A 14864-nucleotide genomic window follows, 5' to 3' on the forward strand; every position below is an offset into this window, starting at 1 on the left:
TAGAAACAAGAATCGTGTATTGATTTTCATAAGCTATTTATGATAAAATTGTTTTATTATTATTCTGGAGGGATTTATTAGAATCCACATCTATTATTCTTTTAGAAATACATAATAGTTTGATCCTCTCCACCGATGTGTAGTCTAGCTGAATTGATCTTAAATATTTCTGAAAAGAAGTATGAACAGTACCTACTGCATTATTTTTTAAGATACGAGTAGTACTATATGTATTATTTTTATGTCTATACGTATATAGATGAGTATCTATACTATCCTTAAAGGCAGTACTATTTTCTGTATGTATATTGGTACGATAATCGCTTTTAAGTAAAAGAACTGAAGAAGACTCTAAAAAGGAGTATGCAATAAAGGAATATAATACTAATAGAAGAGTAATCGCTCCTATCAAAATTATGATATTGTAGTTGGATAGGGTATCTATTTTTCGAACATAATTCGTATAGACACCAGAAAAACTATCTTTCGTAGAAGAAGACCTTTGAACATCTTTTGATGTAAAAAAATGAAGCCTCATAATGGTTAATTTAGTATTAAATTGATCGTTATTCAGATCCCTGGTATTGCTGGCTCGCCAAAAGTTTTACAATTCCGGGATTGTTATTTTGTTATTCTATATTCTCATTATTATTTTAGGTATATTATCAATACAAAAAATATCTTTTTTTCCTACATTACTATACAACAAAGCATTGTTCATTAACAGATTTTGAAAATCACCTATATTGTGTTTTCAAAATAGTAGTATACATTTTGCGTATGAAAAAATCAGATGAGAAAAACATCATCACACATTTCACGAATGAAATAAAAGTAGTGCTATCCATAAGCAATTTATTTTATTGATAAAGTTCACTAACTATAATATCTACGGGCAAATAAATACTATAATGCATCACAGTCATATTGCTGTAATTTTCTGTTCTAAATAGCTATCAAAAAAATAACACATTTGGGACATCGAGGGGTAAGAAATAAAATGTCTAGCGTAATTTTTTCTATAAGCAATATCTATTTTAAGTAATGTGTTTACGTTATGCTTTTATTAACATTATAAATGTATACATAAAACTTTGATTATGAGTGTTTTAAAACACCAAAATAATTACGGTTTTACCATAAAAACAGGTTGAAATCACTAATTTTCGGGATAAAAGGCAAGAATTTAAAGCAATCCTACGAATTCATGATCTATTTTTAAAAAAAGTAATCTACACGTATTTAATGTCAATTAGTTAAGAGATTTTGAATTATTATTGCCAAATTAAGGCTATCAAAATGTATTTAATATTTAGTTTTTATTAGGTCTCCAAAAAACTTATTCCGAGTTTATCGAAGGGTCCTGTCTAACACTAATTTTATTAACTAAATTATGTTGTTCAAGTCACATATTAGAAGTTCAATTATCAAATAACAAAAGAGGTTATCAAATTGATAACCTCTTTTACTTCACACTCATACCTTACGGATCATATGATCAGATATAATTAACACTACATCTTGATCAATCGTTTTTGAATTATAGTATCGCCAACACTTATTTTTATAAAATATTGTCCTGTAGATAAATCCTGAGTAGGCACTTTTATTCTTTCTTGATTCGTATATGATTTCAAGAATATTGATTGTCCTAAATTGTTAAATATCTCTACTTCTGTATTTTGGTCACTATTTTGTTTTGAAGTAATATAGATCTGGTTTCCAAATGGATTAGGGTATATCGAAAACATATCTTCTTTAGATATCATTTCTTCTTCTTCTACCGCCTGCTCATCGACTAATGCTTCTGGTTGTACTTCTGCTTCTGGTTGTACATCGTTAACTATTGATGTACTAGTCATAGAAGCTGCTGGAGTACTACATCCATTAATCACCACATCATCTATATATACCCAATCTGAATTACCAGATGCATCGGCTCTAAATCGAATTTGAGTAGTTGTTGTAAAAGGACCTGGGATTATTACCTGATCATTATAACGTTGGTCATTTACAAATTCATCAGACTGGTTCCATTCTTCTACAGTCGTAAAATTAGCTCCACCATCTGTTGATATCTGAAGCCAGAAATCTTCATTACTATTATCCATACTTCTACAGTAGTACGAGAAATTAATCGTTAATTCTTCATAGCTTGTCATATCAAAATTAGAAGTAGTCATCACCGATGTAGACGTATTATCTTGTAATCTTATACAGTATGTTCCCGAATTTGCATAAGCTGCATCACTAGAACTTCTTCTTGCATCTGATCCGCCATCGGACCATACGCCCCATCCAGATTCAAAATCTTCTGAGTTAATAACAGCATATGTACATTGTGAAGGGTTCGGATCTGGAAGACATCCTGATGTGATAACTTGTGCAGCAGAAAGTGCAAAATCATAAACAACAACTGCATCCATTTTTCCTGTATAGAAATTATCTAAAGTTTCTCCATAACTATCTTTTTTCTGTACACCACCAATTCCTCCAGATCCTATGTGCGTAGGAACAGAACTTGGAGCTGCACTACTAGAAGCAGCAGAAACACCATCTATATATAGGTTATGGCTGGTACTCCCGCCATTATATACAACAGCAACATGATGCCAATCTCCATCATTTGGAAAAGCTACACTATGACTATCAGAAACAGTAGCACTATTTCTTACTATAGATTCCAGGTTTGATCCATTTAATCTCAATACAACTCCACTAACCCCTCCTCCTTCTTCAAAAAGATTCTGGATACCAGACAAGGCTGTTGGTTTTATCCACATAGCAACACTTCTTTGCGACATCGATGCGATCAAAAATGGGCCAGGGTTCTGGCTATACTGTATTTTGGTTGCTCCATCAAATACCGAAGATCGATCTCCTTCTTTAAAATCTACTGCATCATAAGTTAATGTTCCTATAGTAGAAAGGGGATCATTATTATTTGAAGAAGCATCATTTGCATCTACTCCAACGTCAAAATTCCAAAGTGCCAAATACGTATCAGGCTCAACACAACTCACAACCGGTGGGTTGATTTGGATAATTTCTGGTAACGGAACCGTAAGTCCACTGCTTCGATACGTTGGTAAAGGAGCCGATATATTAATAAGGTAGTTACGAAGATCTGTACTTAAATCATTTGCTATAGTTAATGTTGCATTATCAGGACTTCCTGATAATAAGTTATTGGCTTCGCTAATATCAGTGATTAGGTTATACATTTCATAAGAAGCTGTTTCAAAATTATGAATCAATTTGTAGTCTCCTTTTCGTATGATAGACACAGGTCTTTGATCTCGTTTAGAGTCAATCAGGTATCCGGGAAAATGCCAGTAGATAGCATCTCTATTTAGATTAGGATTCGTACCGGTTAACATAGACCATTGACTTACACCATCGATATCATATCCTACTGGTAATGTTCCTCCTGCAGCTTCTACAAGTGTTGGGTACAGGTCAAAAGCAATAATAGGAGTATCATTAACTGTTCCTGTATTTGCCAATAAACCTTCTGACCACGCTATAGTAACTGATCGTACTCCTCCTTCATAATGCTCTCCTTTCATTCCTCGTAAAGGGCCGTTATCATCTGTTCCTATCGCACCACCATTATCAGAAATAAAATATACTAATGTATTTTCTGATAACATATGACCAGGGTTTCTGGGATCTGCTGTTGTTTTTAGATAATCAACAAGTCTATCTATTGTTTGATCCATTCCTTCTGCAATTGCCGCCTGAGCAATATTTGTATGTCCCATCTGGCTAGGGTTCGTATTGTTTTTAGCCACATATTTGGCATATAAATCAGGCCTTGCGTTTGCCTGACCCCATGGACCATGTATTGCATAGTTACTAAAATGCATAAAAAATGGAGATGTATTATTTGTATTCATAAAATCGATTGCAGCATCTGCCATTGCATCGGTTACATGTTTTGCTGTTCCGTCTAGAGAGCTATCTCCGGCAAGTGCCATCGATTCACTTAATGTATATGGTGCTGCGTATGGATCCAGTTCTGGACCTATATTATTATGAAAAGTCCAAACCCCACCAGATTGCGAAGCAAAGTAACTTCCCGGGCTTCCGGGAGAACCTCCTCCATAATTAAAATCAAACCCCTGATCGGTAGGTGCATTACTCATGCTTCCTCCAGAATGATATTTTCCAAAATGAGCTGTTGTATATCCACTTGCTTTTATGGTCTCTGCTATGGTAATCGCGCTAGCAGGAATTTCATCTTCTCCGTTAGAAAGCCCTTGACTAGGCCCTACTAATAGTGTAGAATTTCCTCCTCTATTTAAACCGTTTACTGCAAATACATTATTATCTGGTCTTGATGCATATTGTCCACTTAAAATTGCTGCCCTGGTCGGTGCGCAATTTGCTCCGTTTACATAGGCCTGTGGAAAAGCAATACCTTGAGTAGCCAGTGTTTCTAAAGTTGGTGTCTCATAAAAATCACTGGGATTGTTAAGGTTAGTTGCTCCCGTACTCACTTGTGACCACCCCATATCATCGGCAATAATCACCACAATATTTGGAGATTGAGAATAGATTGAACTACTAATGCCAATACAGAGTAGGAGTAATAAAAATTTGGTTGTTGTTTTCATAGATTAATGGTTTAAAATTTACAATCGTTATGATTGGATAGATTAGTTGTTTATGTATTTTGTTTTTTATCAAAGTCTTATACTAATAGTATATGCAGTAGTAAACGAAGTCCTTGTAACTTCTATACTAACATATTATCATACTGATCTTTGGGAGGATTCTATACTTAGAAAGGAAAATCATTATCAGGTCTGGGAAACCACTAACTCAAAAAAATAATCTGAGTTATTTTTTAGAAGACATCATGTGATGTGTATTACTTCTAAAATTGTAAATAGTATTTCTATTCCAGACACTGCTTTTGTCGGCTCGCCAAAGTTTTACAGTTGCAGTGTTTTTTATATCTTGTTTTTTAACACTATATAATTATAACAAACTGGTTCATATTCTAATTCTGCATGTACACTCTCATATTCTTCAAGAGGTGCTATAATCGGTCATATCAATTGCTTTTAGATCCGAAAAAGAATCAGATCTAATACAAATAGCATAGATGTTATATACGAGGTAAAAAGATGACTTAAAAAGCATTTGCATCATCTTTACTAAGAAAAAAGTAAATTTAGTCATAAGTAGAATAATTTAATTAATATCTAAAAATTAGCTCATTAACCTAAACATGAGATTGGGTACATGATTAGTATTATTTACATTATGACAATTGTATTGGATACCAGATGATATAGCATACTTAAAAAAAGACTTTATATAGTGGGGTAGATACTATTGTCTTTAAATGAACTATCTGATATCAATATTTATGTTAAGTTTTTTTTAACATTATAAATGTATGTATAAAACTTTGATTAAGAGCAATTTAAACCCTCAAAATAAGTAGGGTAAAACCGTATATCATATATTTATATGCTTGAATACAAGTAAAATCCAAAAAATAAGAAGGATACGTATTTACAAATAATCATTTTATTTTAATGTAGATTCCAGTTAAACACAGGTAATCCTTAATAATCATAAAAGGGTCTCGATAGCCCTGCTGAGCCCTTCGATAAAATCAGGACAGGCCGTCGAAGTACTATTTTTCTTCGTTATACTACGAAAAATCACTCGACCTGACGCTGAAACTATCTATAGTATTAAACACCTTATAAAAAGAAGAGGCCGAATTCTAAGTTTTAACTTAGAATTCGGCCTCTTTTATATCGTATTAGTTATTTCTTTTATATAAATCCTCTTTTTCGAGCTTCTTCTAATAACATTTGATCATCTGCTTTGGCAATAGAAAACATCTCTTTAATCTGATTCTTTCTTTTCTCGATTGCACTTAATGATAAACTTACATAATTAGGTAAGTTTTTGGTCTTAACACCACGAGATAAATGATATAAAATCTTTAGGTTTTTCTCATCCAAAGAAAATTTGTTCGTCATCATTTTTCTAAAGTGATCATTTACCGTAGCACTATAATATGCTTTACCTTTTAAGATGTTATTAAAGGCTAATAACAATTCGCTAGAAGTAAGATCACTTTTGATTAAGAATCCTGCCGGATTAATATTCTTAAGTATATTATGTATTCTATGATCTTCTCTATGCATAGTTAAGATAATCACCTTTGATTTAGGCAACAGCTCTTTTGCATGCTTTGCTAAATCCTCGCCAGAGGTAATCGACCCATCAGAAGAAGGAGGTAATTTAATATCTACAAAAAGCATATCATAAGGAACCGTCTCTGAAGATTTTACAATACTGGCGTATGCATCATCACAATTAGACGCGATGTCAATCTTAATTTGATATTCTTTTTGATTTTCTCCTAATAGGGTATTTTTATACCCTTCGATAATCATAGGATGATCATCAATCATAAGAACTTTTAGCTTTTTCTTCATCTTAAAATTTATTGTTTTAGGTTTTAAAATTAGCCCCTTACTATTTAAACTTGATTCTACTCAAAATAGTATGAGCATAGATTATTTAGTACACTTCTTCGACTTTGACTTCTATGGGTACATGTACCGATACTGTTGTCCCCATGTCTTCATTACTAAGAAACTGAACTTCTCCATTCATCTGACTGACCCTTGATGTAATGTTTTTTAAACCAATTCCTTTTTTAACCTTATTTGTTTTGAATCCTATTCCATCATCTAAAATAGTAAGATTTATGGTACTATCCACATATTCGAAATTAATTTTTATATGATCTGCATGCGCATGTTTAAAGATATTCTGCATAGACTCCTGTAAAATCCTAAAAAAGTTTACCTTTTTCTGGTCGTCTATGCCCTCCCAATCGATATCCTCATCATTATTAAACTCAAACTTTATTTTATGCACTTCGCACAGATCCTTGATCAGGTTTTCTACTGCATCGATATAAGCCACATCAGACGGTAAGGTTTCTGCACCCAGATCATGAGAGATCAATCGTATTTCTTTTTCTATGGCTTTAAGTTCATCTATATATTTATTCCTGGTTTCTGTAAACCCATCATTGGCACGTTGGTTGATCCCATCAAGACTTAGCCGTACTCCAAACAATCGACCCAGTACCCCATCGTGCAACTCCTCAGACATACGTTGCTGCTCCATCTGTCTACCTTCTTCTAGTTTGATCTGTTGATTAAGCAGTAAACGATAGATCTCCTCATTAGATTCTTGCTGGGTTTGTGCAAACAGTAGTTCTTTATTACTCTGCTGTTGTCTAAAGATAATATACCCTAATAAAAATAAGGCGGTTAAGCCCAGGATCGCAATAATTAGAATTTGATTTTCTCTACTAATTTGTTGGTTTTCTTCTACGATTTCCTCTGTTTCAAATTTAATACGAGCAAATTTATCCCTAAACAAACGTTCTTCTTTGACCAAACTATCATTTAATGCTATATATTTTTGAGCATATCCCAAGCCTTCTTTGCTATCTGAAATTTCCGATAGCAGCTGATACGCCAGTAACAATTCTTCGTTATTTTGTAATTCTAATGACAAATCTCGGGATTGTTCTGCATATATCTTGGCAATACTATCTTGATTAATCGATTGATAGTATTCTGCCAAATGTAAAGTATTAGTAATAATACCATATTGATTCTTAATACTATCTCGTATGTGTAAAGCTTTATAAAACAAATCAGGGATATCAACTGTATCCTTAGATAAAAAATTTACATATGCCAAATTATCTAACAATAGAGAATGTCGCTTCGGGTTTTTACTCAAAAACTCTGTATACGATAATGCTTTACGATAAGTTTCTTTAGCCCTATCATACTTTTTTTGAGATTTATAAACCGTGCCTATATTATTAAGTGATATTAAGGTTTGTAATACCTCTTTATTTGTTCCTTTAGCATATTCTATTGCCTTTTGTTGATATTCAACAGCCTTATCATAATGTTCTAAAGATTTAGCTAGTATTCCCAGATTCGTATAACATAAAGGTAAATATTTCTTATTCCCGGATGACTCAAACTTCTCAATTGCCTTTACCGTTAGAGACTCGCTCTCAGTATAATCTTTAGTTTTTCTTAATATTTGAGCTAAATCAATTAGTACCTTTCCATGATTATAATCGTATCCAGTCATTTTTAAATAAATCTGTTCTGATTGCTCAAAATTATAATATGCGCTGTCAATTTTTGATGCTCTATAATAAATCCCTAAATTTCCATACGATGTAGCAATACCTAATGAATCATTAATCAAAATTGATAATCTCAATGCTTTTTGATTCATTTTTTTATAGTTTTCATAGTCTTTTAATGCATAATAAACTATGGAAATATCTTGAATTGTACTTCTCTTATAAACTCCATCTTCAAGTGTGGAGCTCATATTATAAGCTCTATCTAAATTAGCTTTTCTTTTATCAATTGAAAATTCACTATTCTGAGCTTCCTCCATATAGGAAGTTATCAAATTAGATTTCAATTCTTCATCTTCTATAATTTCATTTGATTTACCACAAGATAATAGAACAAATATCAAAAATACTCCAAGTAATTTATTGAAACCTTTAATCATTATAATAGTTAAGTTATTTTCAATCTAAATTAATCAATTTAACTTCAACAAAAAAATAGTATAAAAAAAGAGCTTTAAAGTTAAAGCTCTTTTTTTATTTATATATATATATATTATTTACGGAGTTGGATTACCTTCCGGCACAACATTATCCTCGTCACTTTCATCAGCAAGTTGATCATTTATTTCTAATCCTACCTCTTCATTTATAGTATCCGTTTCACAAGCCATAAACATCGTAGTTAAAAATAATATGGCAAATAGTGTTTTTATAGTTTTCATAGTGTTAGCTTTTTAGTTATCAAAATATATTTTTAAAATCTTTTTTATTTGTTATCCCTTCTCAGGTGCTACATGATCTTCATCACTTTCATCACCAACAGTATCATTTAGCTCAATCCCTACTTCATCATTTACGGCATTTGCTTCACAAGCGATAAACATAGTACTTAAGAATAGTATAGCGAATATTGTTTTTATAGTTTTCATAATGTTAGTTTTTTTAGTTTGAATATTTATTTACTTTTCAAAAGACATTAAGTCTTTAACGGGGTATGTTTATTTTTATTTAATTATTGGTTGTCGTTGCGCAGACGACTTTTATTTTTTAGAGTACTCTTTTTATATACATTTTTTATGATGTGTATCTCTAATTGTACACTACAAATGTAGCTCGATACCTCCCTCGCGCCTAATATATTAAGGTGTGTTTAGTAACTGGTCGTCTATGAGATGTACATGAACCGATTATACGGGTAAATGAACCTTTTTTTAAATTCACCCTTTTTGTAGGAAACGCAGTACTAACGGTTTTATAATACTATTACTGGCTTTATCCCATAAAAAAACCGATAAATCCTACAATTTATCGGTTGCTATATATACGAATCCAATCTATTTTATATATAGATCAAACTTTTCTTTGCTAAGGAGTCTTTGATTTCTTCTACATTGTTTTTATAGGACTTTGAGAAGGGAATCAAATCATCTGTATTTTTGATGGCACATTTTGCTTTTCCAAAATGTATCCTGGATACATAATCGGTATTAATAATATAACTATTATGTATACGTACGAAATGATCTGGTAACAGGTTTTGAAAATGTTTTAAGGTCTTAAACGCCTCTACCTTAGTACCGTTACTCATGATAAAATCTGTGGTATTATTATCTGCTTTTAGGTATAATATTTCATCTACATCTACAAATCGATAATCTCCATAAGACTTAAAACACAGGGTATTATCCCCGCTCTGGCCAAAGTCTTTTTCAAACCTCATTAGGGTTCTGTTTATCTGCCCTTTACTAAAAGGTTTCAGGATATAATCCATGATTCTATTACGTATGCCTTCTATCGCATAATCTGATGTTTTGGTGATTACAATAAACTCTGGTAACCGAGTCATATATTTAGAAAGCTCGGTCATCAAAGAATATTTTGTCGTTACCGTATCTATTCCTGGTACTTCTGGCTCTAAAAAAACAAGTCTGGGTCTTCTCTCTAAAATTAAATCCAATGCATCCTGCTCGTCTTTTGCTATTCCTGTGCAGATATAATCTGGCTGCTCTTCTAAAGAGATTTGGATAGAATCTGCAATTTTCTGATCATTATCAATGATTACATAAGGATATTTCATAGGGTATGAGTTAAAAAATTTGTGTCGGTTAATATATGCTGAATTATTCTACTTACAAGATAGGGTATTTACACTTTTATTGTATACGGTAAAACCGTAATAAAATTACGGAAGCCCTTTGGTGTCAGGGGGTTACATAATGTTCTTTATCGATACATAAACGCTCTTTATCGGATAAAATTGTAAATAAACTAAATGAAGGAATTTAACAATACACATATGGATTTGTTAAAAAAAGCAAAAAACCACGTTTAGAAGTCAAAAAATTGCGATAAAATACTTGTGGATTATTCTTTTTTGAGGATAAATCACTTAAATCTGTTTATTTTTAACTTCTATTTATGAATTTAACATAAGGTTTTTGAAATAAGAAAAGGCATTAATTAGAGTGTAGCACTAAAGCTCGGCAGCCGAATTAACGTATTTTTATATTAGATTTACATTATATTAATCCGTTGTACATTTAGAAATTAATAGTATAAAAAAGTGTCAATTCTAGTGGTTTTTTGGAATAGAATGAAGAAAAATTGCACTTCGGCAAGCTCAGCAGGACTATCGAGAATAGCTTTTTTGATTTAAAATTCTATTCTCGATACACTTCTACCTCTGGTCGAAGCACTCGAATTGACGAATTTCAAGTTAAAAATCTCAAATGCACAACGCGGTTACAATAAAATCACAAATCATATCAACCTTATGCAAAACATAGTTGTACTTACAGGAGCAGGAATTAGCGCAGAGAGCGGGATCAATACTTTTAGAGACGCCAATGGGCTTTGGGAAGGACATGATGTTATGGAAGTGGCTTCTCCGCAAGGGTGGAGAAATAATCCAGAATTAGTTCTTGATTTCTATAATAAAAGACGTAGCCAACTTCATACAGTAACCCCCAACAAAGCACATCTTGATCTGGTAGCTTTAGAAGACAAGTTTAACGTATCTATCATCACTCAGAATGTAGATGACCTACATGAGAGAGCAGGAAGCAATAATGTTATACATCTGCATGGCGAATTACTAAAAGTGCGAAGTCAGTTTGATGAACAATTAGTACTCGACTGGAAACACGACCTGATTCTCGGGGATCATTGTGAGCATAATTCTCAATTAAGACCTCATATTGTATGGTTTGGTGAAGCTGTGCCTATGATGGATCTGGCTATAGAGATTACAGAGCAGGCAGATATTCTTATGATTATTGGCACATCTATGCAGGTATATCCGGCTGCTGGACTATTACAATATGCCAGGCATCAAACACCTGTTTATTTTATCGATCCCAATCCGGCAATTTCTCCAACAGAGCATCTTTCCATATTATCAGAGAAAGCTACTACAGGAGTTGCTAAAGTGGTAGAAGAGTTGTTAGGGTGATTATTTATTCCTGTTTAAATTAAATAACTTTGATTCAACTTTATTTTCATTTTCTTTCCTTGCCCTGAGCCTGTCGAGGAGTTCAGGGTAAATTAAAGATCATAATCCATATTTTGTATATTCCTAAGTGGATTCCAGTCTACACTGGAATGACAAGAATAATGAAATATAGTGTGTATCCTGAGTTTGATGACACATAAACAACAAAACACAGTGCTAAATACTATCCAATACAGTCGAATCTGATACTTTTACAGGCAACGAATCTGTTGCTTTTTCCTGTGGTTTCTCTTTACCTTTGGTTATTGTCTCACGGGTTTCTTTGGCCCAATTGATTAGTTTTTCTGCATCATTAGCGGGTAGTTTACCATGCATCCAGGTATAAGATTCTAAAGGCATTTCTTTCTTCTCTATCATTTCTATAAACTCTTCTAGCTTATGATCCTTTTGTTTATCGGTATAGAACTCCCACTCAGAGACATTAAAATGTTCTTTTCCCTCTTTTATATGATAGGCCATCCAATGCGAAACAGGACTAACCTCCATATACCAGGGATATCTTGTGACATTACTATGACAATCATAACATTGATTCTGCAAAATTGATTTAACCTCTGCAGAAACGGTTGTAGTCGCTTCGAACGTAGCAATACTATCGTAGCTTGCTTCGTTTTTAGTTGGTCTTAAAAACTGTGATATCAAAAAAACCAACACGAATAGAAAAAGAATTCTTTTTATCATTTTGTTGTTCTTTAAAAAGACACTTACCAAAAACAAGTGTTCCATATGGGCTTAACCCCAATGAGATGATAATTGTCTGTTATAGAAGACATAACGGTTTTAACAAGTAATTATTATTAATTCGGGTTTGCAGAAGATTAATCCCCCTTATCATCCCAGGCCAGATCAAGGTTTCAATTTTAGAGTATTTAACTTACCGAATGCTGATCGCATTTGGGATCCATATTTTTATTTATTGAACTCATTTAAACTTTTTCGATTTGCTAAAAAATTGTTGTTTTCAGCCCTGTTTTTATTTTTTTTTCTTTCCGTAGCCCTGCTATGCAAATCAAAAAAGCCTTCAACAAAACTAAAAACATTTAATTTTCACTTAAAACCAAAAAATTTAAATGAGTTCGCTTATTTTTGAAATTGAAAAGAATCATCAAAGTACCTAATAATCTTCTATTCTGAAGACATCTATTATTTATGATATTGCTCGAAGACGTATTAACTACCGTAGATCATTCTCGTGAAAAGAGGAAGCATTTTGCTAATTTAATCCTTGAGAATCCGGCATTGCTTCCTGATTTATTAAACATATGTGCCCAGGTAGATGATGAAATCTCGTGTAGAGCTTCCTGGGGACTCGAATTTTTATGTAAGCACGATCTTATAGCTATCCTCCCTTATCTTGATCGGTTGATTAGCATTGTGCCTAATGTATATCAACATCCTGCTGTAAGACCAATGGCAAAAATATTTGAATATCTAAGCATTGCCTATTACCAAAAAAAGAATCCTAAAGTGAGAGCATCCCTAACTAAGGTACATCGCGAAAAAATAACAGAACTATGCTTCGACTGGATCATCACAGATCAAAAAGTGGCTCCAAAAGCATATGCCATGACATCCTTATATCTATTGGGTACAGAATTCGAATGGGTACATCCCGAACTTAAAATAACACTAGAGAATAATTACAATACAGGTAGCGCAGCTTATAAAGCACGCTCTCGAATGGTCTTGAAAAAAATTGGGTAAAGGAATCAGGCCTTCGACAAACTCAGGGTGGCGGAAACCTCAAACTTTCAAAATTCATAGCCTGTACTTCGTAATTCGCAATTAATTAAATTATCTTTGCAGCTTCAAAAAAAAGAAAATTATGTCATTATTTCCTTTGCAAGCAATCTCACCTATAGATGGGCGTTACGCATCAAAGACCAAATCTCTTAGTGCATTTTTTAGTGAAGAAGCCTTAATCAAATATCGTGTACTCGTAGAAATTGAATATTTTATCGCCTTATGCGAGCTACCGCTACCACAATTACAAGGCATTGAAACCTCGTTATTTGATAAATTAAGAGAGATTTATACTGCTTTTTCTAGTGAGGATGCCTCGGCAATAAAAGACATTGAAAAAGTTACCAATCATGATGTAAAAGCTGTAGAGTATTTTATCAAAGAGAAATTTGATGCTCTTGGGCTACAACAATATAAAGAGTTTATCCATTTTGGATTAACCTCTCAGGATATTAATAATACTGCGGTACCATTAAGTATCAAGGAAGCTATTAGTAGTGTTTATATCCCAGAGTACAATGCACTGTTAACAAAACTAAAATCTTTGGTAGAAGAATGGTCTGCCATACCTATGCTTGCTCGTACTCATGGTCAACCTGCCTCTCCTACCCGATTAGGAAAAGAGTTTCAGGTATATGTCACCAGAATCGAAGCACAATTTGATTTATTAAAAGATATACCAAGTGCAGCAAAATTTGGCGGGGCTACAGGAAATTACAACGCACATAAAGTTGCTTATCCCGATATCGACTGGAAAGCTTTTGGGACTCATTTTGTACAAGAAAAATTGGGACTTCATCATTCTTTCCCTACCACTCAGATTGAGCATTATGATCATATGGCTGCACTGTTTGATGGTTTAAAACGTATTAATACTATTATACTGGATCTGGATCGCGATGTATGGACCTATGTATCTATGGATTATTTTAAACAAAAAATAAAAAAAGGAGAAGTTGGTTCTTCGGCTATGCCGCATAAAGTAAATCCTATTGATTTTGAAAATAGCGAGGGTAACCTGGGGATAGCAAATGCTATATTCGAGCACCTTGCTGCAAAACTACCTGTAAGTCGATTACAACGTGATCTTACCGATAGTACAGTACTTAGAAATGTCGGAGTACCATTCGGGCATACGCTGATTGCTTTTCAGGCTACACTGAAAGGATTAAACAAGCTTTTACTGAATGAAAATAAATTTGCAGAAGATCTTGAAAATAACTGGGCTGTTGTTGCAGAAGCTATACAGACTATACTAAGACGAGAAGGATATCCAAATCCTTATGAAGCACTAAAAGGTCTTACTCGTACTAACGAAAAGATAAATCAAAATTCTATTGCTGACTTTATTGAAACTCTTGATGTTTCTGAACCTATAAAATCAGAGTTAAAACAAATTACACCTTCTAATTATACAGGGATATAAGTAATAGATTTTAACCATAA

Annotated in this window: 10 protein-coding genes; 3 read left to right on the plus strand and 7 right to left on the minus strand. The window is 33.1% G+C overall.

Annotation, left to right across the window (positions count from 1 at the left end; all coding sequences use genetic code 11):
* Positions 1–37: 37 nt before the first annotated feature.
* From AAFU52_RS24690 to AAFU52_RS24715, 6 genes are all read right to left on the minus strand, one after another.
* A complete protein-coding gene (locus tag AAFU52_RS24690) occupies positions 38–538 on the minus strand; it encodes a hypothetical protein (RefSeq protein WP_438424123.1) in 501 nt (166 codons plus the stop codon).
* A gap of 976 nt (positions 539–1514) precedes the next feature.
* Positions 1515–4619 (minus strand): sulfatase-like hydrolase/transferase, encoded by a 3105-nt coding sequence (locus AAFU52_RS24695; protein ID WP_438424125.1) that lies wholly within the window; start codon positions 4617–4619, stop codon positions 1515–1517.
* Between the two features lie 1179 nt (positions 4620–5798).
* Positions 5799–6470: a response regulator gene (locus AAFU52_RS24700; RefSeq protein ID WP_024772398.1), complete on the minus strand. Its 672-nt coding sequence runs from the start codon at positions 6468–6470 to the stop codon at positions 5799–5801.
* Between the two features lie 85 nt (positions 6471–6555).
* A complete protein-coding gene (locus AAFU52_RS24705) occupies positions 6556–8604 on the minus strand; it encodes a tetratricopeptide repeat-containing sensor histidine kinase (RefSeq protein WP_438424128.1) in 2049 nt (682 codons plus the stop codon).
* Positions 8605–8937: 333 nt separating this feature from the next.
* Complete coding sequence (locus AAFU52_RS24710; protein WP_438424130.1) at positions 8938–9093, minus strand: hypothetical protein; 156 nt, start codon at positions 9091–9093, stop codon at positions 8938–8940.
* Positions 9094–9503: 410 nt separating this feature from the next.
* On the minus strand, positions 9504–10241 hold the full coding sequence (locus tag AAFU52_RS24715; protein ID WP_438424132.1) for a LytR/AlgR family response regulator transcription factor: 738 nt from the start codon (positions 10239–10241) through the stop codon (positions 9504–9506).
* Positions 10242–10937: 696 nt separating this feature from the next.
* Between AAFU52_RS24715 and AAFU52_RS24720 the strand changes: the two genes are divergently transcribed.
* Positions 10938–11615, plus strand: a complete 678-nt coding sequence (locus AAFU52_RS24720; RefSeq protein WP_024772395.1) for an SIR2 family NAD-dependent protein deacylase — start codon at positions 10938–10940, stop codon at positions 11613–11615.
* 216 nt (positions 11616–11831) lie between these two features.
* Here AAFU52_RS24720 and AAFU52_RS24725 read toward each other — a convergent pair whose 3' ends face one another.
* Positions 11832–12356 carry a heme-binding domain-containing protein gene (locus tag AAFU52_RS24725; protein ID WP_438424136.1) on the minus strand — a complete coding sequence of 175 codons (525 nt, stop codon included), beginning with the start codon at positions 12354–12356 and terminating at the stop codon, positions 11832–11834.
* Positions 12357–12824: 468 nt separating this feature from the next.
* Between AAFU52_RS24725 and AAFU52_RS24730 the strand changes: the two genes are divergently transcribed.
* Positions 12825–13379, plus strand: a complete 555-nt coding sequence (locus AAFU52_RS24730) for a hypothetical protein (protein WP_024772393.1) — start codon at positions 12825–12827, stop codon at positions 13377–13379.
* A gap of 121 nt (positions 13380–13500) precedes the next feature.
* Positions 13501–14844, plus strand: coding sequence for an adenylosuccinate lyase (gene purB, locus AAFU52_RS24735; RefSeq protein ID WP_024772392.1), 1344 nt, complete (start codon positions 13501–13503; stop codon positions 14842–14844).
* Positions 14845–14864: the final 20 nt, after the last annotated feature.

Origin of the sequence: Aquimarina macrocephali (assembly GCF_051627225.1) — a bacterium.
GTDB lineage: Bacteria > Bacteroidota > Bacteroidia > Flavobacteriales > Flavobacteriaceae > Aquimarina > Aquimarina macrocephali.

Bases quoted from the DNA above. Each gene is read 5' to 3' on its own strand.
- AAFU52_RS24690 (WP_438424123.1), bottom strand. From the start codon at position 538: ATGAGGCTTCATTTTTTTACATCAAAAGATGTTCAAAGGTCTTCTTCT.
- AAFU52_RS24695 (WP_438424125.1), bottom strand. From the start codon at position 4,619: ATGAAAACAACAACCAAATTTTTATTACTCCTACTCTGTATTGGCATT.
- AAFU52_RS24700 (WP_024772398.1), bottom strand. From the start codon at position 6,470: ATGAAGAAAAAGCTAAAAGTTCTTATGATTGATGATCATCCTATGATT.
- AAFU52_RS24705 (WP_438424128.1), bottom strand. From the start codon at position 8,604: ATGATTAAAGGTTTCAATAAATTACTTGGAGTATTTTTGATATTTGTT.
- AAFU52_RS24710 (WP_438424130.1), bottom strand. From the start codon at position 9,093: ATGAAAACTATAAAAACAATATTCGCTATACTATTCTTAAGTACTATG.
- AAFU52_RS24715 (WP_438424132.1), bottom strand. From the start codon at position 10,241: ATGAAATATCCTTATGTAATCATTGATAATGATCAGAAAATTGCAGAT.
- AAFU52_RS24720 (WP_024772395.1), top strand. From the start codon at position 10,938: ATGCAAAACATAGTTGTACTTACAGGAGCAGGAATTAGCGCAGAGAGC.
- AAFU52_RS24725 (WP_438424136.1), bottom strand. From the start codon at position 12,356: ATGATAAAAAGAATTCTTTTTCTATTCGTGTTGGTTTTTTTGATATCA.
- AAFU52_RS24730 (WP_024772393.1), top strand. From the start codon at position 12,825: ATGATATTGCTCGAAGACGTATTAACTACCGTAGATCATTCTCGTGAA.
- purB (WP_024772392.1), top strand. From the start codon at position 13,501: ATGTCATTATTTCCTTTGCAAGCAATCTCACCTATAGATGGGCGTTAC.